The sequence below is a fragment of the Streptomyces sp. NPDC059957 genome (assembly GCF_042730015.1).
Taxonomy (GTDB): domain Bacteria; phylum Actinomycetota; class Actinomycetes; order Streptomycetales; family Streptomycetaceae; genus Streptomyces.
The window spans coordinates 56266-74833 of sequence record NZ_JBHWMB010000017.1 but is presented as its reverse complement, the minus strand read 5'-3'; the positions used below and the strand labels follow the sequence as shown (position 1 = coordinate 74833).

Below are 18568 nucleotides of genomic sequence, written 5' to 3'. Positions count from 1 at the left end.
CCAGCGAGCGAGCTTGTCAGGCGGATCGTACTGCGCACCGGGCGCGGCGGCGAGAAGCAGCCCCCCATCGGCCGGAATCAGCCCTTCCCCAGATGACCCAGTCGGCCGGTCACGCGGGAGCGACGAACCCGGACTCGTACGCGGTGATCACGGCCTGGGTCCGGTCCCGCGCCCCCAGCTTCGCCAGGATCGCGCTGACGTGGGACTTCACCGTCTCCGTGCCGACGATCAGCTCGCGGGCGATCTCGACGTTGGTCAGCCCCTTCGCCATCAGCCGGAGCACGGCCTCCTCACGCTCGGTCAGTGCCGCCCGCTCCAGTACCGTCCGCGCGGAGCGGTTCCCGTACTCGGCGGCCAGCGAGCGGACCGCCGCGGGGAAGAGCAGCGTCTCGCCCTCCGCCACCAGACGGACCGCGTGCACGATCTCCGACGGGCGTGCCCGCTTCAGCAGGAACCCGTCCGCGCCGGCCCGCAGCGCCTGGTAGACGTACTCGTCGTTCTCGAAGGTGGTGACCACGAGGATCTTCGGCGGCGAGTCCACGCTCCGCAGCACCGCCCGGGTCGCCTCGATCCCGTCGAGCAGCGGCATTCGCACGTCCATCGCCACGACATCGGGGCGCAGTTGCCGCACCAGCGGGACCACCGCGGCGCCGTCGGCGGCCTCGCCGATCACCTCGATGTCGGGCTGGGCGTCCAGGACGGCGCGCAGACCCGCGCGCACCAGGGGCTCGTCGTCGACGAGCAGTACGGTAACCGGCATCCGGTCAGCGTATTCGTTCCAGCGGCAGCCGCGTACGCACCCTCCAACCCCCCTTGTGCGGCCCGGTCTCGGTCTCCCCGCCCAGCAGCGCGGCCCGCTCCCGTATCCCGCGCAGTCCGGTGCCGCCGCCGGTCATGACGGAGGGCCGGTCCGGGAGCGGATTGGTCACCTCCAGGTCCAGCCGGTCGGCGACCATGCCGATCCGCACCCGCACCGGTACGGGACCGCAGTGCCGCAGTACGTTCGTCAGCGCCTCCTGCAGGATCCGGTACCCCTCCTGACTCACCGAGTCGGGCAACTGGTCGAGTGGGCCGACCAGTTGCGCGTCGACGGTGGCGCCGGAAGCGCGCGCCGACTCGAACAGCCGGTCGGCCTCCGCCAGGGTGGGCCGTTGGGACGGCCGCTGGCCGGACTCCCGCAGGACACGCAGCACCCGGTCCAGGTCCTCCAGCGCGGCCCGGCCCGTCTCCTCGATCGCGCTCAGCGCCCGGTCCGTGAACTCCGGATCGCCCGCCGCCCGCGCGGCCCCCGCCTGGACGACCGCCACGGTCAGCGCGTGGCCGATGGAGTCGTGCAGCTCCCGCGCGATGCGGGTGCGCTCCAGCAGCTGCTCGGTCCGCACCTCCAGCGCGGTGAGCCGCTCCGCCGCCGAAGGCCCCAGCAGCCGGCGGGCGATGGCCGTGATCATGTCGCCGAGCAGGACCACGACGACGATCAGCAGGATCAGCGGCAGCGGAGCCAGCCCCCAGGCCGCCCAGGCAGGGAGGCCGGCGGGCACCAGCCTGTCGTCGGTGACCGTCCCGCCGAGGCCGGTCCTGATCAGCTGGATCGTCAAGACGGGCAGCCACACCGTGGCGAAGATGGAGACCAGTCCGACGACGAGCCGTATCTCCAGCCACAACAGGGTCCGCCACCGGTCGCTCCACCGCTTGGAGGCGACGGTGCTGAAACTCTGCTCCTCGGCCTCCCGGCCGCCCTGGGAATTGCGCTCGTGCGGAGTGAGGAGGAACTGCGCCTGGAGCCCCTCGGCCAGTCGCATCCAGGGCAGCAGGCCCATCGGTATCACGAGCAGCATGGGCACCCACGGAGCCTCGGGCGCTATGAACATCCACATGGCCAGCATCAGCATGGGCACGCACAGATGCACCCAGCGCGAGTAGGTCACTGGGCGCAGCGCGGCGCGGAACAGTCGGTCCATCCCCACATCGTTGCAGTTCGGGGCGGTGCGGCTCCTCCCCCACGTGGGGGAGAAGGAACCCTCGCATGGGGGAGGAAGAGGGGTGGGGCCGGCGGCCAACCTTGAGACATGAACAGCATCGAGATCCGAGAACTGACCAAGGAATTCGGCCGCACCCGGGCCGTGGACCACCTCACCTTCGATGTCATGCCCGGTCGCGTCACCGGCTTCCTCGGACCCAACGGGGCCGGGAAGTCGACCACGATGAGGCTGCTGCTGGGCCTGGACCGGATCACCTCCGGGACGGCCACCATCGGCGGCCGGCGGTTCGCGGACCTCCCCGATCCCCTCCACAAGGTCGGGGCCCTGCTGGACGCGCAGTCGGCGCACGGCGGCCGCACGGCTCGGGACCACCTTCGCTTCCTCGCCGCGGCCAACCGCATCCCGATGAGCCGGGTGGAGGCGGTCCTGGAGCAGTCGGGGATAGCCTCGGCGGCCAAGCGGAGGATCAAGACCTTCTCGCTGGGCATGCGTCAGCGTCTCGGCATAGCGGCCGCGCTGCTCGGAGACCCCGACGTACTGCTCCTGGACGAGCCCACCAACGGCCTCGACCCCGAGGGCATCATCTGGATCCGGGAGCTCATGCGCGGCCTGGCCGCCGAGGGGCGCACGGTCCTCGTCTCCAGTCACCTGATGACCGAGACCGCCGCCCTCGCCGACCACCTGATCGTCCTCGGGCAGGGAAGGCTGCTGGCCGACACTTCCATGGAGGAGTTCATCGACGCCCGCAGCACCCCGAGGGTGCGGTTGCGCACCACGGACCCCGTCCGGCTCCGGGCCACCCTGGCCCGGGACGACTTCGAACTGGTCACCGCCGAGGGCGGGCGGTGGACCGTGGACGGCATGCAGGCCGAGCAACTCGGCGTCATCGCCGCCCGTGAAGGCATTCCGATGCTGGAACTGATCGACGAGCGGGCCTCCCTGGAGCAGGCCTACCTCGACCTCACCGCGGACAGCGCCCAGTTCGCCGCCACCCGCTGACCCACCCCTTTCAAGGAGGCTTCCCCATGAGCACCGCCCTGCCCACCATCCCCGTCCTGCACTCGGAATGGATCAAGATACGGTCCCTGCGCGGTCCCTTCGGGGCGCTGATGGCGATCTTCGCCGCCACGGTGGGCATTCAGGTACTGACGGCCTCTCTGATCGGCACGGCAGAGGAAGGCAGCATGGGGGAGGACCCTCTCCTCGCGGCCTTCTATGGCCTCAACTTCGGCCAGATAGCCGCCTTCGCCTTCGGCGCGACCGCGCTCTCCTCGGAGTTCTACAACAGCGCCCTGCGGACGTCGCTGACCGCGGTGCCGAACCGTGCACGGCTCTACCTGTCGAAGATGGCCATGGTGGGAGGACTCGCCTTCCTGGTCGGCCAGCTCACCGCAGTGGCCACCTTTCTCGGCGGGCAGGCCTTCATGGGTCCTTACACCCTGGAGCTGGGCAGCCCGGGCACCTACCGCGCGATCTTCGGCTGCGGTGTGTACCTCGCGCTGATGACCCTGTTGGCGGCCGGGCTGACGGCGGTGCTGCGCAGTGCCTCGGCCGTCCTGAGCCTGCTCATACCCTTCGTGCTGATCCTGTCGTTCGTTCTCGGCCAGGCTTCCGAGGGCGTCGCCGGGTACCTGCCGGACCGTGCCGGTCAGATGATGATGCGGCTGGACACCTCGGTGGGCCTCGCTCCCTGGGCCGGTCTCGGGGTGCTTGCCCTGTGGACGCTGGTCGCGGTGACCGGCGGATGGGTGTCGGTGCAGCGGCGGGACGCCTGACGCCGCACCGGCCGACCGGGCCCCGCCTCCGGCGGCGGGGTCAGTGGTCGGCCAGGAGGCCGGGAAGAGCGCGCATGTCGTCGAAGACGACGGTCCCGGGGCCTTCGAGCCGCTCGGCGGGGGTCAGCCCGCCGACGTAGCCGAAGGCCCGCATCCCGGCGGCGCGGGCAGCCTGGACGCCGGGACGGCTGTCCTCGACGACCGCGCAGGCGGCGGGGTCCACACCCATACGCTGTGCGGCGTACAGGAAGAGGTCCGGGGCGGGCTTGCCGCGGGCGACGTCGGTGGCGCTGTGGATGCGGCCCGCGAAGCGTTCGTAGAGGCCGGTGCGGCCGAGGGTGTGGCGCATCTTCTCGTGCGAGCCGCTGGAAGCGACACAGGTCGGCAGGGCGATCGCGTCGAGCGCCTCCGGCAGCCCCTCGACGGGGGACAGCCCGCGGTCCACCGCCTCCCGGTGACGTTCCTCGAACAGGTCCCACCAGAGGGCGGCCGTCCCCGGACCGAGCCGTTCGGTGACCTGCTCGCGGATGGAGACGGAGGAGCGCCCGATGAACCGCTCGACGACCTCGGCCTCGGTGAGGGGCCAGCCGAGCTCCGCTCCCAGGGCGACCTGGACGCGGGCGGCTATCCGCTCGCTGTCGACGAGAACCCCGTCGCAGTCGAATATCACGAGCTCTACAGGCTTGGTGATCATCCCCGGAGAATAGACGGCTCTCCGGACCGGAAGCGCGGGCGCTCTAGGGGCCGGTGTCGGCCGGCTCCGGGTTCTCGGCGGCCGCGCGGAGGCGGGCGTACTCCTGAGCCATGGAGGCGGCGGTCCAGCGGGCGTTGAGGCCGCTGGGGTTGGGGAGGGCCCAGATGCGGGTGGCGCCGATGGTGCGCTCCTGGGGGCCGATCTGGGCCTTTCGCTCGCCGAAGGCGGTGCGGTACGCGGTGACGCCGACCACGGCCAGCCACTGGGGGCGCAGGAGTTCCACCTTGGCCGTCAGGATGCGGCCGCCCTCGCGGAACTCCTCGGCGCTCAGCTCGTCGGCTCGGGCCGTGGCGCGGGCCACGACGTTCGTGATGCCGAGGCGGTACGTCGGCAACTCGTCCTGCTCGTCGGGGGACAGGAGGCGCGGGGTGAAGCCCGAGAGGTGCAGGACCGGCCAGAAGCGGTTGCCGGGGCGGGCGAAGTGGTGGCCCGTCGCGGCGGAGAGGAGGCCCGGGTTGATTCCGCAGAACAGGACACGAAGACCGCCCGCGACCACGTCCGGGAGGACGCGGTCACGGGCGGAGTCGAGCTCTTCGGGCGTCAGAGGATCGACCCGGGGGTGTAGCCCGCGGCCTCGGGGTGCTCCTTGGTGATCTGCTCGATGCGCGAGACCACCGCGGCGACCTGGTCGCCCGCCGCGCCGGTGAAGGACAGCTTGTCGGCCATCAGGGCGTCCAGCTGGGCCCGGTCCAGCGGCATCCGCTCGTCGGCTGCCAGCTTGTCCAGCAGCTCGTTGCGCTCGGCACCCTGCTCGCGCATGGCGAGGGCGGAGGCCACCGCGTGCTCCTTGATGACCTCGTGGGCGGACTCGCGGCCCACCCCGGCCCGCACGGCGCCCATCAGGACCTTGGTGGTGGCGAGGAAGGGGAGGTAGCGGTCCAGCTCGCGGGCCACGACGGCGGGGAAGGCGCCGAACTCGTCCAGGACCGTCAGGAAGGTCTCCATCAGACCGTCGAGAGCGAAGAACGCGTCGGGCAGCGCGACCCGGCGGACCACGGAGCAGGAGACGTCGCCCTCGTTCCACTGGTCGCCGGCCAGCTCGCCGGTCATCGAGGCGTAACCGCGCAGGATGACCATCAGGCCGTTCACGCGCTCGCAGGAGCGGGTGTTCATCTTGTGCGGCATCGCGGAGGAGCCGACCTGGCCGGGCTTGAAGCCCTCGGTCACCAGCTCGTGGCCGGCCATCAGACGGATCGTCTTGGCGATGGAGGAGGGTGCCGCGGCCAGCTGGACCAGGGCGGTGACCACGTCGTAGTCGAGCGAGCGCGGGTAGACCTGGCCGACCGAGGTGAAGGCCTGGCCGAAGCCGAGGTGGGCCGCGATCCGCTGCTCCAGGTCGGCCAGCTTCGCGGCGTCACCGCCCAGCAGGTCGAGCATGTCCTGCGAGGTGCCGACCGGACCCTTGATGCCGCGCAGGGGGTAGCGGGTCAGCAGGTCGTCCAGGCGGCCGTACGCGACCAGCAGCTCGTCGGCGGCGGTGGCGAAGCGCTTGCCCAGGGTGGTCGCCTGAGCGGCGACGTTGTGGGAGCGGCCGGCCATGACCAGCTCGGCGTGCTCGCCGGCCAGCTTGCCGAGGCGGGCGAGGACGGCGACCGTGCGGTCCCGGGCCAGTTCCAGCGAGAGCCGGATCTGGAGCTGCTCGACGTTCTCGGTGAGGTCGCGGGAGGTCATGCCCTTGTGGACGTGCTCGTGGCCGGCGAGGGCGTTGAACTCCTCGATGCGGGCCTTCACGTCGTGCCGGGTGATCTTCTCGCGCTCGGCGATGGAGGCGAGGTCGACGGTCTCCAGGACGCGCTCGTAGTCGGCGAGGGCCTCGTCGGGGACCTCGATGCCGAGATCCTTCTGGGCGCGGAGCACGGCGAGCCACAGCCGCCGCTCCAGCGTCACCTTGTACTCGGGGGACCACAGGACGGCGAGCTCCGCGGAGGCGTAGCGGCCGGCCAGGACATTGGGGATGCGGGGCTTGGCAGTCACGTGGAGGGATTCTACTTGGGCCTCGGCTGTGCGTTTACGCAGGTAGGGGACCCGGCCGGGATTGTGCCTTGCTACGAGAGGGCGCAGGGGCGGACGAGGGGCGGGCGCGGGCCCCCGCGGGCTAGTGCTGTGACCGGGAAGGTTCACCGGGTCGCGACGCCCGGCACGGCACCTCGCCGCGTTGTCGGACCACGGAAGTACGTCCGGTACGAGCCGTGGCCCTCCGCCTTGCGATGCACCGCACCGGACGCCGCGACCCGGCAAACCTTCCCGGCCACGGCCTTGCGATGCACCGCACCGGACGCCGCGACCCGGCAAACCTTCCCGGCCACAGCACTAGACGAGCCGGTCGACCGGCGGAGCCTCGTACGGCAGGAGTTCCGGGCGCTTGGCGGGCCGGCCGTCCCCGCTGGAGCGGCCCGTCAGACGGCGGCCGACCCAGGGCAGCAGGTGCTGCCGGGCGAAGCTGAGGTCCTGCGAGCGGCGCGCGGCCCAGCCCGGAGGGGCGGTGGGCGGCAGTGCGGCGCTCCAGTCCGCCTCGGCCGGCAGGCCCAGAGCCTGCCAGACCGCCTCCGCGACCCTGCGGTGGCCTTCGGCCGTCAGGTGCAGCCGGTCCACGTCCCACATCCGCGGATCGCCGAGCGCGGAGGACCCGTACAGGTCGACCACGAGGGCGCCGTGCCGCGCGGCGAGCTCCTCGATGATGACGAAGAGCTCCTCCATGCGCGGGCGGAAGCGTTCCATCACGGGGCCGCTGCGGCCCGGCGAGCGCATCAGGACCAGCGTTCCGCAGGAGGGCGCCAGCAGGCCGACGGCCTCCTCCAGGTGTCCGCGTACCCGGCCCATGTCCACCTTGGGGCGCAGGGTGTCGTTCAACCCGCCGACCAGGGCCACCACGTCCGCGCCCATCTCGGCGGCCGCGGGCGCCTGCTCCCCGGCGATCTGCCCGATCAGCTTGCCGCGGACCGCGAGGTTCGCGTAGCGGAAGCCCGGCTCGCGGGCGGCGAGGCGGTCGGCGAGCAGATCGGCCCAGCCCCGGTAGGAGCCGTCGGGGAGCAGGTCCGACATGCCCTCGGTGAAGGAGTCGCCGACCGCGACGAAACTGGTGTACCGCACATTCATCTCCATGGCGGGAGCGATGCTACCGCCCGGTACCCCGGCCCCGCACGCGGGACCGGGGGAGCCGGGCGCACCGCGCCCCGCTACGCCGAAGCGGGCCTGCCGAACAGCTCCCGCAGCACGTCCTCCATCGTGACCAGGCCCGTCATGACCCCGTCCGGCCCGAGCACCGCCGCCAGGTGCGTACGGCTGCGCCGCATCGCGGTCAGCACGTCGTCCAGCGGGGTCTCCGCCCGGACCTGCGCGATCGTCCGCAGCGCGCCGACCGGGAAGGGCTCGTCCCGCTCGGCCGCGTCCAGAGCGTCCTTGACGTGCAGGTACCCCAGGATCCGGCCCTGTGCGTCGATCATCGGGAACCGGGAGTACCCCGACTCGGCCGACAGCCGCTCCAGTCCGGCCGGTGTGATGCCCTCGCGGGCCGGAACCACCCGGTCCGCGGGCAGCACCACATCGGTCACCGGCCGCCGCCCCAGTTCCAGGGCGTCGTGCAGCCGCTCGCTCGCGCGGTCGTCGATGAGTCCCGCGTCGCTGGAGTCCTTGACGATCCGGGCCAGCTCGTCGTCCGAGAAGGTCGCCGCGACCTCGTCCTTGACCTCCACCCGCAGCAGGCGCAGCAGGGCGTTGGCGAAGGCGTTGATCGCGAAGATCACCGGCTTCAGCCCCCGGGTCAGGGTCACCAGCGGCGGACCCAGCAGCAGAGCGGTCCGCACCGGCTCGGCCAGGGCCACGTTCTTCGGCAGCATCTCGCCGAAGAGCATGTGCAGGTACGTGGCCAGGGCCAGTGCCACCACGAAGGAGATCGCGTGGGTCAGCCCGGACGGCACCCCGAAGAAGTCGAACACCGGGGTCAGCAGGTGGGCGATGGCCGGCTCGGCCACCACGCCCAGCACCAGGGTGCACAGCGTGATGCCCAGCTGGGCGGCCGCCATGAGCGCCGACACGTGCTCCAGGCCCCACAGCACGGCGCGCGCCCTGCGGTCGCCCTGCTCGGCGTACGGCTCGATCTGGCTGCGCCGCACGGAGATCATGGCGAACTCCGCGCCGACGAAGAAGGCGTTGACGACCAGGGTCGCCAGACCGATCAGCAACTGGACGGCGGTCATCGGGCCTCCTCCACACCATCACCGGGGGTCGGTCCGGCCGGCACGTGCAACAGCACCCGCGCGGCCCGCCGCCCGCTCGCATCCACCACGTCCAGCCGCCAGCCGTCGAGCTCCAGGCTGTCGCCGACCAGCGGGATCCGCCCCAGCTCGGTCGCTATCAGGCCGGCCAGCGTCTCGTACGGGCCGTCCGGCACGCGCAGCCCGATCCGCTCGAGCTGGTCGGTGCGCGCGGACCCGTCCGCGGAGAACAGGGCGCGCCCGGAGGCGTCCTCCCCGGCCGGGGCCAGGTCGGGGGTCTCGTGCGGGTCGTGCTCGTCGCGGACCTCGCCGACGACCTCCTCGACGATGTCCTCCAGCGTGGCCACACCGGCCGTGCCGCCGTACTCGTCGATGATCACGGCCATCGTCTGCTTCCCGGACAGCCGGTCCAGCAGCCGGTCCACGGTCAGCGACTCCGGTACGAGGAGGGGTTCGCGCAGCAGCGAGGACACGGGGTGGTTGTGGCGCTCCTCGGCGGGCAGCGCCAGTACGTCCTTGATGTGGACGGTGCCGACGACGCTGTCGAGGTTGCCCCGGTAGACGGGGAAGCGCGACAGTCCGGTGGCCAGCGTCGCGTTCGCCACGTCCTCGGCGGTGGTCTGCAGCTCCAGGGCGGTGACCTGGACCCGCGGGGTCATGACGTTCTCCGCGGTCAGGTCGGCGAGGTTCAAGGTCCGCATGAACAGTTCGGCGGTGTCCTTCTCCAGGGCGCCCGCCCTCGCGGAGTGCCGGGCCAGGGCCGCCAGCTCCTGCGGGGTGCGCGCCGAGGCGAGCTCCTCGGCGGGCTCCATGCCGAACCGGCGGACCATGTGGTTCGCCGTGGTGTTCAGATGGCTGATGAGGGGCCTGAAGGCACGGCTGAAGACCCGCTGGAAGGTGGCGACCCGCTTGGCGACGGCCAGCGGGGAGGAGATCGCCCAGTTCTTGGGCACGAGCTCGCCCACGACCATCAGGACGATGGTCGACAGCACGGTGCCGAGGATCAGGGCGGTGGAGGACGCGGCTCCGGCGGACAGCCCCATGGCCTCGAAGGGGCCCTTGAGGAGGGCGGCGATCGAGGGCTTGGAGATCATGCCGATGACCAGGCCGGTCACCGTGATGCCGAGCTGGGCGCCGGAGAGCTGGAACGTCAGGCTGCGGACCGCGGCCAGGGCGCTGTCGGCGCCGCGCTCGCCGCGCTGGACGGCCCGTTCCAGTTCACTGCGCTCGATGGTGGTCAGCGAGAACTCGGCCGCGACGAAGACTCCGCAGGCAAGGCAGAGCAGCAGCGCCACGACGAGCAGGAGCACTTCGGTCATCGGTCCTTCACCTCCGTCCCATGATCAGCCAGGAGGAGGGGTGTCGCGCGCTGTCGCGGACGGGAAGGGAGGGGACTGGGAGGCTCGCCCATGGACGGACGCTCACACCTTTCGTTCGAGGGGAGGAGGGGAACAGCTGCCTACATGGTAAAGGAAGGGCAAAGTGGGCGGATCATTCCTTTGGGTGGGCCGTACGGCGGGACCGTACGGCGAGGTCGTGTGGGCCCGTGTGGTGGGGGCGTGTGGTGGGGCCGTATGTGAACGATCTTCGCATCGAACCTGCTCCGGCGTCCGGGAGATGGGCGCGGGTGCACCCACCCGGTTCGTCCCGGGCGGAAGTCGGTGGCGGGCCACCGGCCGGTCGTGCTTGGCTCCCGGGCATGACCGATCTGCACATACGGGCCGCGGTGCCGGCCGATGCCGAGACCGTGCTCGCCTTCTGGAAGGAAGCGGCGGAGGGCACGTCGATCACGGACGACGCGGACGGAGTGACCCGGCTCGTCACCCGTGATCCCGAGGCGCTGATCCTCGCGGAGTGCGACGGGGTCCTGGTCGGGTCCGTGATCGCTGGCTGGGACGGCTGGCGGGCGTCCCTGTACCGGCTCGCCGTACTGCCGTCCCGTCGGCGCCAGGGGATCGCCACGGCGCTCCTGGAAGCGGCCGAACGGCGTTTCGTCGCCGTCGGGGGCCGCCGCGGTGACGCGATGGTCCTCGAAGCGAACGAGCGCGCGCAGCGTGCGTGGGCCGCCGCCGGCTACCACCGCGAGGACCACTGGCGGCGCTGGGTCAAGCCGCTCGTGGAGACGGCGTGACACCCCGCACTCGCGCGGGCGCCGGCACCCGGGTCGCAGCCCTGTTCCTCGCCGCCGCGGTGATCGCGCTGACCGGCTGCGGCACGAGGACCGCGGGGGCGGGGGCGGGAGATCCGGAGGAGCCCCCGGCGCCGTCCGTGACCCCCTCCGTGGACTACGCGGCCCAGGCGGCGGCCGCGGTCGCGCGCCACGACAAGCTGTTCCCCGGGATCGCGGCGCGGTGCGCGGACGTGGGGGAGGCCGGAGCGAGCCCCGAGGCCACGGCGGGGGAACTGCCCGCGGATCCCGAGGCACGCAAGTACGCGGAGAACCACGCCTTCAAACAGCAGGCGCGGCTCACCCCCGGGGCCCGGTGCCGGGGGGACGCGCACGCCGCACGGATCAAGGCGGCGGTGACGGGCGGCTCCGGCGGGAAGGGCGCGCCGCGCACCTCGGAGGAGGTCCGCGCGGTCCTGACCGAGCTGGGGTACGGGTTCGACAGCGGTGGCGTCTACGGAACCGGGTCGGTGAACGTCTCGTTCGTCCTGTCGGTCCCCGAGAGCGGCCCGTGCGTGACGGGCCGGCTGGGTCCGCCGGTGACCGTGGAGGCCCACGGAATGTACGTCGAGGGCGGCTGCCTGGAGCCCCGCGGAGGCCATTGACCCTGCGGGGGCGACTGGGCCCGTGGAGGCCGCTGACCTGTCGGGGCGACTGGCGCCCCGGAGGCTGCTGGCACGCGGAGGCGTTGCCGCCGTGGAGGTGGCTGGTCTTCGGGCCGGAGTCGGCTGGTCTTCGGGCCGGAGCCGGCCTCTTACGTCGTGTCGACGTCGGTCCCCGCGCTGTGCCTGGCCAGGGCGAGGACTCCGGAGCAGATCAGGGACAGGCCCAGCAGCTGTGGGAGCAGCCACCAGTGGGTCCGCAGGTGTTCCTCGTACAGCAGCACTCCCAGGGCGACGCTGACGCCCGCGTCGCCGAGCGTCAGCGCGGGCTGGGAGGCGACCAGCGGGCCACCCTGCATGGCGTGTTCGAGGAGGAGGAGGGCGCAGATGCCGGTCGCGGCGAAGCCGTAGGTCTCCCAGGTGCGCAGGAAGGCGCCGATGCCGCCTTCGTCGAGCACGTGCATGGCCGACTTCATCAGCGCGGCGGTCAGCGCGTAGCAGACGGCGGTGGCCGCGCCGAGGCATCCGGCCCGCATCCGGCCGGGCCGCCGCCGCAGGCCGACCACGCCGAGCACCGCCACGGCCACGGCGCACGCCGCCAGGGCCATGACCCACCGGTCGGCCGGGACGTCCGTACGGTTCCCCGTCGGTGAGGCGGCCACCAGCACGATCCCGAGTCCGGCCACCACTGCTCCCACGGCGAGCCACAGCGGCCCCGGCATCCGGGTCCGGGTCACCAGCGAGGCGATCAGGAGGGCGAGCGGCAGCTCCAGGACGAACAGGGGCTGTACGAGGGTCAGCGGGCCCGTGGCCAGCGCCACGGCCTGTCCGGCGCCGGCCGCGATCACGGCCAGGATCCCGCCGATCCACAGCGGTTGCCGCAGCAGGTCGAGCACCAGCCCGAAGCGGAAGCCCTCGCTCTGCGGCACGATGAGCGCCGCCCGCCGCTGGAGCACGGTCGCGAGCGCGTTGCTGAGCGCCGCGAACAGCGCGAAGAGGACCGGCACGAGGAAGCCCACCCCCCGATACTCATCCGCCCCGCCGCGAGTGCCCGACACGACACCGCCGGGTGACCGCACGGCACCACCCGTTCCCCCGTCCGGCCGCACCGACCGGGGGGACGGGGCGGGGCACCGTACGGAGCCTCGCCGCCCGTGGACGCGGGGTCAGCCGGCCGGTGCCGACCAGGTGCCGTGGAGGGGGGCGCCGAGCCAGCCGGGCGCCGAGGTGCGGAACGCGGCCGGCGGGAGGGTGCCCGCGCCGGCCGGGACCGCGCCCAGGAGGGGGAGTGCGGAGACCGAGGGCAGGTCGGCCAGGTTGCAGCGGGACGCCAGGTCCGGTTCGGCCGGCCAGCTGCCGATCACCACGCCCGGGGAGGCGAGGCCGCGGGACCGCAGGGCTTCGGCCGTCAGGGCGGTGGAGTTGAGCGTGCCGAGGCCCGCCGGAGCCACGATCAGCACCGGAGCACCGAGCAGGCGGGCCGCGTCCGCCAGGGTGTGGCCGGCCTCGTCGAAGCGGACCAGGAGGCCGCCCGCGCCCTCGACCAGGACCAGGTCGTGGGAGAGGGCGAGCTCGCGGGCCGCCTCCGCGATCCGCTCCGGGGGCACGGTCGGAAGACCCGCGCGCCGGGCCGCCGTGTCCGGGGCCAACGGCTCCGGGTAGCGGGCGAGCTCCCTCGTGGTGACCGCGGAGCCCGCCAGCCGGCCGACCTCCGCCGCGTCGCCGGGCTCGTCCGGGCCGACGCCCGTCTGGGCCGGCTTGAGCACGGCCACCGAGAGGCCCGCCGCGAGGGCGGCCGCCGCGACGGCCGAGGTGACGACCGTCTTGCCGATCTCGGTTCCCGTTCCCGAGACCATCAGCACCGCCATGTCAGGCCTCCTTCGCGGCCGCGACCACGGCCCTGCAGATGCGGGCCACGTCCGCGTCACCCGTCAGATACGGCGGCATCGTGTAGATCAGGTCCCGGAACGGGCGCAGCCAGACGCCCTCCCGGACCGCCGCCGCGGTGGCGCGGGCCATGTCGACGGGGTGGTCGAGCTGGATGACGCCGATCGCGCCCAGGACCCGTACCTCCCGTACGCCCGGCAGGTCCGCGGCCGGGGCCAGGCCCTCCAGCAGGCCCGCCTCGATGCGCTTGACCTCGCCCTGCCAGTCCTGGCCGAGCAGCAGGTCGATGGAGGCCAGGGCCACCGCGGTGGCCAGCGGGTTGCCCATGAAGGTCGGCCCGTGGGCCAGGACCGGGACCTCGCCCTGCGAGATCCCGTCCGCGACCCGCTCCGTGCAGATCGTCGCGGCCAGGGTGAGGTACCCGCCGGTCAGCGCCTTGCCCAGGCACATCACGTCCGGGGTGATCCCGGCGTGGTCCGCCGCGAACAGCGCGCCCGTGCGGCCGAAGCCCGTGGCGATCTCGTCCAGGATCAGCAGCACGTCGAACTCGTCGCACAGCTCCCGCAGCACCCGTAGGTAGCCCGGGTTGTGGAACTGCATGCCGCCCGCGCCCTGGACCACCGGCTCCACGATCACGGCCGCCAGTTCGTCCCGGTGCGCGGCGAACAGGGAGCGCAGGTGGGCGGCGTAGGACTCCTCCACGGGCGCGGAGAAGCCGCTCGGCGGGGCGTCCGCGAAGAGCTGGCGCGGGAGGATGCCCGACCACAGCTCGTGCATGCCGCCCTCGGGGTCGCAGACGGCCATCGGCTGCCAGGTGTCCCCGTGGTAGCCGCCGCGCCAGGTGAGCAGGCGGCTCTTCTCGGGGCGCCCCACCGAACGCCAGTACTGGAGGCACATCTTCACCGCGACCTCGACCGAGACCGAGCCCGAGTCGGCGAGGAAGACGTGCTCCAGGCCGGCCGGGGTGAGCTCGACGAGCTTGGCGGCCAGCCGGACGGCGGGCTCGTGGGTGAGTCCGCCGAACATCACGTGCGACATCCGGCCGAGCTGGCCGGTCACGGCCTCGTTCAGCGCCGGGTGGTTGTACCCGTGGATGGCCGACCACCAGGAGGACATGCCGTCGACCAGCTCGTCGTGCCCCTGCGAAGGCTCGGCCAGCCGCAGGCGGACCCCCGAGGCGGAGGCGATGACGAGCGGCTCCTGGCGTCCGGGCATCGGGCCGTACGGGTGCCAGACGTGCTGCCGGTCCAGCGCGAGCAGTTCGGCGGCCGGCAGCGCGTCGGGCGAGTGGAGCGGGTCGTGCGCGGGGTGCTGGTCAGGCATTGGGCGCGAGATCCGTTCCCGCACCGCGGCGGCGCACCGCCACCAGACCGGGCCGGACCTCGCCCGCTTCGGCCTGAGCCGGTACGGGTCCCTCGGCCGGAGCGGCTACGGATGCGGCCACGGAGGCCGCTACGGGGGCCTCGTGCCCGGCGTGCCCCGAGCAGCCGCCGCACGCCGAACCGCAGCCGGCCTCGTCCGCCGTGGCGGAAGAGCCGCAGAGCGAGGCGCCGGAGTCCGAAGAGCCGCAGCCCGAGGCGCCGGTGCTCTTCGAACCGCAGCCCCCGGTGGCCGCCGCCGCGACGTCGGCGCGGTGCGCGGGCAGGGTCGTCGTACCGGCGCCCTCCACCTCGAAACCGGCGTCCGCGATCATGTCGAGGTCGGCCTGTCCGGCCTGGCCCTCACTGGTCAGGTAGTCGCCGAGGAAGATCGAGTTCGCCACGTGCAGCGCCAGCGGCTGCAGGGTGCGCAGGTGCACCTCGCGGCCGCCCGCGATGCGGACCTCGACGTCGGGGCAGACGAAGCGGACCATCGCGAGGATGCGCAGGGCGCGCTGCGGGGTGAGGTTCCACTCCTTGGCGAGCGGGGTGCCCTCGAAGGGGATCAGGAAGTTGACCGGGACCGAGTCGCTGTCGAGCTCGCGCAGCGCGTAGACGACGTCGACGAGGTCCTCGTCGCTCTCGCCCATGCCCGCGATCAGGCCCGAGCAGGCCGAGAGGCCGGCGGCGTGCGCCTTCTGCACCGTGTCGACCCGGTCCGCGTAGGTGTGGGTCTTGGTGATCTGGCCGTACGTGGCCTCGGAGGTGTTCAGGTTGTGGTTGTAGGCATCCGCACCCGCGTCCTTCAGGCGCTCGGCCTGGCCGTCCGACAGCAGGCCGAGGCAGGCACACACCTCGACGCCCTCGTTCTGCTCCTTGATGGCCGCGATCGTCTTGCCGACACGGTCCACGTCGCGGTCCGTCGGACCGCGCCCGCTCGCCACCAGGCACACCCGCTTCGCCCCGCCGGCGACGCCCGCGGCCGCGGCCTGGGAGGCCTCGTCGGGCTTCAGCCACGTGTACTTGAGGATCTCGGCCTTCGATCCCAGTCGCTGGGAACAGTACGAGCAGTCCTCGGGGCAGAGCCCCGACTTCAGGTTGACCAGGTAGTTCAGCTTGACCCGGCGGCCGAACCACTGTCGGCGCACCTTGCCGGCCGCGGCCACCACGTCGAGCAGTTCGTCGTCAGAGGTCGCCAGCACGGCGAGTGCCTCTTCGCGGGTCGGCAGCTCACGCCGCAGCCCCTTGTCCACGAGGGTGTTCAGCAGGTCCATGCTGTCGATCCTGTCCCACCCGGGCACTCCCGGCCAAGGAGAGATCGAACAACATGGCCGGAAGAGAGTGTGTGTATCGCCACACCTGACGCAGGGGTCACGTGCGGTTAGGGTCGGGCAGGTCTGTGGACTGCCGACAAAAACTCGAGGACCGTCGATGCCGCACCAGCACACCCCCGCCCCCGTGGACGTCTTCTCCTGGATCGACGAAGCGGAGCGGGCCAGGGAGCAGGCCGGACTCGTCCGGACGCTGCGTCCGCGCCCGGCGTCCTCCCCGCTCCTCGACCTCGCGAGCAACGACTACCTCGGGCTGTCCCGGCACCCGGAGACCGTACGGGGCGCGCGCGAGGCGGCCGAGCGCTGGGGCGCGGGGGCCACCGGATCGCGGCTGGTCACCGGCACCACCGAACTGCACGCCGAGCTGGAGCGGGAGCTCGCCGCCTTCTGCGGGTTCGAGGCGGCGCTGGTGCTCTCCTCCGGATACGCGGCCAACCTGGCGGCCGTCACCGCGCTCAGCGACCGGGGCACCCTGGTGGTCTCCGACGCGGGCAACCACGCCTCGATCGTGGACGGCTGCCGGCTGTCGCGCGCCGAGACCGCCGTCGTCCCGCACTCCGATCCGGAGGCCGCCCGCAAGACGCTCGCCGCCCACCGGGGGCGGGCGCTGCTGGTCACCGACTCGGTGTTCTCGGTCGACGGGGACGCCGCTCCGCTCGCGGCCCATGCCGAGGCCTGCCGGGCCGAGGGCGCGGCCCTGCTCGTGGACGACGCGCACGGCCTCGGGGTGCTGGGCGAGGGCGGCCGCGGGGCGCTGCACGCCGCCGGGCTCGCGGGGGCTCCCGGGGTGGTCGCGACGCTGACCCTCTCGAAGTCCCTGGGCAGCCAGGGCGGGGCGGTGCTCGGCCCGGCCAAGGTGATCCGGCACCTGGTCAACACGGCGCGGACCTTCATCTTCGACACCGGGCTGGCCCCGGCCGCGACGGGCGCCGCACTGGCCGCCCTGCGCCTGCTCCAGCGGGAACCGGAGCGCGCGGACCGCGCCCGCGAGGTGGCCGCCGAACTGCACGGGCGGCTCACCGCGTCCGGCCTGACCGCGGCCCGGCCGGACGCGGCCGTGGTGTCGGTACGGGCCCCGTCGGCTTCGGCGGCACTGCGCTGGGCCGCCGACTGCCGCGAGGCAGGTCTGTCCGTGGGGTGCTTCCGGCCGCCGTCGGTGCCGGACGGCATCTCCCGGCTGCGACTGACCGCGCGGGCGGATCTCACGGGGGTGGAGATCGGCCGTGCGGTGGAGACGATCCTGGGGACCGCTCCGGCCGGAGCCACGGACCTCTAGACGGAGCCGTTACGGGCGCTCCCGCTCTGTCACGCCTTGCTGTGCCCGGCAGGCCCGGCTTTTGGCCCGGCCTGCGCCGTGCCTACGTCTCAAGATCCGCACGAACGGAGACGAGGAAGCCGTCCCAGGCGTGCCCGGTGAAGAGCACGGCCGGGCCGTCCGTCCGCTTGGAGTCGCGGACGGCGAGCAGACCGCCGCCGAGGGCGGCCGTTTCCACACAGTTGTTCATTCCGGTGCTGCGGCTGCTTCGCCGCCACCGCGCGCTGTTCAGAAGTCCGCCTGTGGATAAGGGGGTTGCGGACACGGAGGTGCCTCCTTACGCGTCGTCAGCGAGGGCGCTGATGAGATCCGACGAATCGCGGGGCGGGAGGGCGTGCGCCTGGATGGTGCGGAACGCGGCGCTGTACGCCTCAAGGTCTTCCTTCCGCTCCAGATAGAGGCTACTCGTCAAATGGTCGAGTACCACCACATCCAGATCGGCGATGTTCGGAAATGAGAAGATGACGAACGGCCCGGTGAGGCCGAGATGTCCCCCCACGCTGAACGGCAGTACCTGAAGCCGCACTTGGGGCAGACGCGCCACCTCCACCAGGTGTCTCAACTGTTCCTCCATCACCCCCGCCCCGCCGATCGTGCGCCGCAGCACCGCCTCGTCCAGCACCGCGCTCAGCTCCAGCGGCGGATCGGCCCGCAGTACGGACTGACGTGCCAGCCGTACGTCGACCAGCGCGTCCACCTTCGGCTCCGGCAGCCCGCCCAGCGCGGCCCGGGTCACGGCCCGCGCGTACCCCGGGGTCTGCAGCAGTCCCGGCACCACCGACAGCTCGACGGTGCGGGCCGACCGGGCACCGGCCTCCAGGCTGATGAAGTCCCGGTACTCCTGCGGCAGCAGCCCCCGGTAGTCGTGCCACCACTGGCGGCCGCGCCCGGTGTCGGCGTCCGGTGCCGGGCCCGCCGCCGAAGCCGAGAGGGCCTCCAGCAGGGCGCGCTGCTGCGCACTGACGACGTCTTCCCCGTACACGTCCAGCAGCAGCCGGATGTCCTCCACCTTGACGCCGCTGCGCCCCGTCTCGATACGACTGATCTTCGACTGGTGCCAACCCGCCAGCCGGGCCGCCTCACCGCTGGTGAGTCCGGTCCGGTCACGAAGGGCACGCAGTTCCTCGCCGAGCTTGCGTCGGCGCACCGCGGGACCATGCTGCACACCCGCCTCCTTCCACCGGCA

The 18568-nt window shown here is 72.7% G+C and carries 19 protein-coding genes; 5 read left to right on the top strand and 14 right to left on the bottom strand.

What is annotated here, in order from left to right; all coding sequences use genetic code 11:
- Window positions 1–109 precede the first annotated feature (109 nt).
- Both ACFWBW_RS14210 and ACFWBW_RS14205 read right to left on the bottom strand, forming a co-directional pair.
- A complete protein-coding gene (locus ACFWBW_RS14210; protein WP_385371877.1) occupies window positions 110–760 on the bottom strand; it encodes a response regulator in 651 nt (216 codons plus the stop codon).
- Window positions 761–764: 4 nt separating this feature from the next.
- The gene (locus ACFWBW_RS14205; protein WP_385371874.1) at window positions 765–1958 is read right to left on the bottom strand and encodes a sensor histidine kinase; all 1194 of its coding nucleotides are present in this window, start codon (window positions 1956–1958) and stop codon (window positions 765–767) included.
- A 108-nt stretch (window positions 1959–2066) separates the two neighbouring features.
- On the opposite strand from ACFWBW_RS14205, the gene ACFWBW_RS14200 reads away from it, so the two are divergent.
- Entirely contained in the window at window positions 2067–2978 is a 912-nt protein-coding gene (locus tag ACFWBW_RS14200) for an ABC transporter ATP-binding protein (RefSeq protein ID WP_385371871.1), read from the top strand.
- 26 nt (window positions 2979–3004) lie between these two features.
- Window positions 3005–3754 (top strand): ABC transporter permease, encoded by a 750-nt coding sequence (locus ACFWBW_RS14195; protein ID WP_385371868.1) that lies wholly within the window; start codon window positions 3005–3007, stop codon window positions 3752–3754.
- Window positions 3755–3794: 40 nt separating this feature from the next.
- On the opposite strand, the gene ACFWBW_RS14190 is transcribed toward ACFWBW_RS14195, so the two are convergent.
- The 6 genes from ACFWBW_RS14190 to ACFWBW_RS14165 all read right to left on the bottom strand — a co-directional run bounded on the left by ACFWBW_RS14190 (window position 3795) and on the right by ACFWBW_RS14165 (window position 10041).
- Complete coding sequence (locus tag ACFWBW_RS14190) at window positions 3795–4445, bottom strand: HAD family hydrolase (protein ID WP_385371997.1); 651 nt, start codon at window positions 4443–4445, stop codon at window positions 3795–3797.
- Between the two features lie 46 nt (window positions 4446–4491).
- Complete coding sequence (gene mug / locus ACFWBW_RS14185) at window positions 4492–5052, bottom strand: G/U mismatch-specific DNA glycosylase (RefSeq protein ID WP_385371995.1); 561 nt, start codon at window positions 5050–5052, stop codon at window positions 4492–4494.
- Window positions 5049–6482 (bottom strand): adenylosuccinate lyase, encoded by a 1434-nt coding sequence (gene purB / locus ACFWBW_RS14180; protein ID WP_385371865.1) that lies wholly within the window; start codon window positions 6480–6482, stop codon window positions 5049–5051. Before purB ends, mug begins: the two co-directional genes overlap by 4 nt.
- 336 nt (window positions 6483–6818) lie before the next feature.
- Window positions 6819–7610 carry an SGNH/GDSL hydrolase family protein gene (locus tag ACFWBW_RS14175; protein ID WP_385371861.1) on the bottom strand — a complete coding sequence of 264 codons (792 nt, stop codon included), beginning with the start codon at window positions 7608–7610 and terminating at the stop codon, window positions 6819–6821.
- Window positions 7611–7684: 74 nt separating this feature from the next.
- Window positions 7685–8704 carry a hemolysin family protein gene (locus ACFWBW_RS14170; protein ID WP_385371858.1) on the bottom strand — a complete coding sequence of 340 codons (1020 nt, stop codon included), beginning with the start codon at window positions 8702–8704 and terminating at the stop codon, window positions 7685–7687.
- Complete coding sequence (locus ACFWBW_RS14165) at window positions 8701–10041, bottom strand: hemolysin family protein (RefSeq protein WP_385371855.1); 1341 nt, start codon at window positions 10039–10041, stop codon at window positions 8701–8703. Before ACFWBW_RS14165 ends, ACFWBW_RS14170 begins: the two co-directional genes overlap by 4 nt.
- A 380-nt stretch (window positions 10042–10421) precedes the next feature.
- On the opposite strand from ACFWBW_RS14165, the gene ACFWBW_RS14160 reads away from it, so the two are divergent.
- Together ACFWBW_RS14160 and ACFWBW_RS14155 are read left to right on the top strand one after the other, a co-directional pair.
- Entirely contained in the window at window positions 10422–10853 is a 432-nt protein-coding gene (locus tag ACFWBW_RS14160; RefSeq protein ID WP_385371852.1) for a GNAT family N-acetyltransferase, read from the top strand.
- Entirely contained in the window at window positions 10850–11494 is a 645-nt protein-coding gene (locus ACFWBW_RS14155; protein ID WP_385371849.1) for a hypothetical protein, read from the top strand. The genes ACFWBW_RS14160 and ACFWBW_RS14155 overlap by 4 nt, the downstream gene beginning before the upstream one ends.
- A gap of 149 nt (window positions 11495–11643) precedes the next feature.
- Here ACFWBW_RS14155 and ACFWBW_RS14150 read toward each other — a convergent pair whose 3' ends face one another.
- From ACFWBW_RS14150 to bioB, 4 genes are all read right to left on the bottom strand, one after another.
- A complete protein-coding gene (locus tag ACFWBW_RS14150) occupies window positions 11644–12510 on the bottom strand; it encodes a DMT family transporter (RefSeq protein ID WP_385371847.1) in 867 nt (288 codons plus the stop codon).
- 147 nt (window positions 12511–12657) lie between these two features.
- Window positions 12658–13359 carry a dethiobiotin synthase gene (bioD, locus tag ACFWBW_RS14145; RefSeq protein WP_385371844.1) on the bottom strand — a complete coding sequence of 234 codons (702 nt, stop codon included), beginning with the start codon at window positions 13357–13359 and terminating at the stop codon, window positions 12658–12660.
- 1 nt (window position 13360) lies between these two features.
- The gene (locus tag ACFWBW_RS14140; RefSeq protein ID WP_385371841.1) at window positions 13361–14701 is read right to left on the bottom strand and encodes an adenosylmethionine--8-amino-7-oxononanoate transaminase; all 1341 of its coding nucleotides are present in this window, start codon (window positions 14699–14701) and stop codon (window positions 13361–13363) included.
- The gene (gene bioB, locus ACFWBW_RS14135; RefSeq protein WP_385371838.1) at window positions 14694–16010 is read right to left on the bottom strand and encodes a biotin synthase BioB; all 1317 of its coding nucleotides are present in this window, start codon (window positions 16008–16010) and stop codon (window positions 14694–14696) included. The genes ACFWBW_RS14140 and bioB overlap by 8 nt, the downstream gene beginning before the upstream one ends.
- Window positions 16011–16167: 157 nt before the next feature.
- On the opposite strand from bioB, the gene ACFWBW_RS14130 reads away from it, so the two are divergent.
- A complete protein-coding gene (locus ACFWBW_RS14130) occupies window positions 16168–17343 on the top strand; it encodes an 8-amino-7-oxononanoate synthase (RefSeq protein ID WP_385371834.1) in 1176 nt (391 codons plus the stop codon).
- A gap of 82 nt (window positions 17344–17425) precedes the next feature.
- Here the strand turns inward: ACFWBW_RS14130 and ACFWBW_RS14125 are convergent, their stop codons facing one another.
- Both ACFWBW_RS14125 and ACFWBW_RS14120 read right to left on the bottom strand, forming a co-directional pair.
- The gene (locus tag ACFWBW_RS14125) at window positions 17426–17647 is read right to left on the bottom strand and encodes a DUF397 domain-containing protein (RefSeq protein ID WP_385371831.1); all 222 of its coding nucleotides are present in this window, start codon (window positions 17645–17647) and stop codon (window positions 17426–17428) included.
- Between the two features lie 12 nt (window positions 17648–17659).
- Window positions 17660–18547, bottom strand: a complete 888-nt coding sequence (locus tag ACFWBW_RS14120; RefSeq protein WP_385371828.1) for a helix-turn-helix domain-containing protein — start codon at window positions 18545–18547, stop codon at window positions 17660–17662.
- Between the last annotated feature and the right edge of the window lie 21 nt (window positions 18548–18568).

Excerpts from the sequence above, each read along its gene's own strand:
- bioD (WP_385371844.1), bottom strand. The coding sequence starts at position 13,359 with ATGGCGGTGCTGATGGTCTCGGGAACGGGAACCGAGATCGGCAAGACG.
- ACFWBW_RS14165 (WP_385371855.1), bottom strand. The coding sequence starts at position 10,041 with ATGACCGAAGTGCTCCTGCTCGTCGTGGCGCTGCTGCTCTGCCTTGCC.
- ACFWBW_RS14195 (WP_385371868.1), top strand. The coding sequence starts at position 3,005 with ATGAGCACCGCCCTGCCCACCATCCCCGTCCTGCACTCGGAATGGATC.
- bioB (WP_385371838.1), bottom strand. The coding sequence starts at position 16,010 with ATGGACCTGCTGAACACCCTCGTGGACAAGGGGCTGCGGCGTGAGCTG.
- ACFWBW_RS14170 (WP_385371858.1), bottom strand. The coding sequence starts at position 8,704 with ATGACCGCCGTCCAGTTGCTGATCGGTCTGGCGACCCTGGTCGTCAAC.
- ACFWBW_RS14200 (WP_385371871.1), top strand. The coding sequence starts at position 2,067 with ATGAACAGCATCGAGATCCGAGAACTGACCAAGGAATTCGGCCGCACC.
- ACFWBW_RS14205 (WP_385371874.1), bottom strand. The coding sequence starts at position 1,958 with ATGGACCGACTGTTCCGCGCCGCGCTGCGCCCAGTGACCTACTCGCGC.
- ACFWBW_RS14210 (WP_385371877.1), bottom strand. The coding sequence starts at position 760 with ATGCCGGTTACCGTACTGCTCGTCGACGACGAGCCCCTGGTGCGCGCG.
- ACFWBW_RS14160 (WP_385371852.1), top strand. The coding sequence starts at position 10,422 with ATGACCGATCTGCACATACGGGCCGCGGTGCCGGCCGATGCCGAGACC.
- ACFWBW_RS14140 (WP_385371841.1), bottom strand. The coding sequence starts at position 14,701 with ATGCCTGACCAGCACCCCGCGCACGACCCGCTCCACTCGCCCGACGCG.
- ACFWBW_RS14130 (WP_385371834.1), top strand. The coding sequence starts at position 16,168 with ATGCCGCACCAGCACACCCCCGCCCCCGTGGACGTCTTCTCCTGGATC.
- ACFWBW_RS14175 (WP_385371861.1), bottom strand. The coding sequence starts at position 7,610 with ATGGAGATGAATGTGCGGTACACCAGTTTCGTCGCGGTCGGCGACTCC.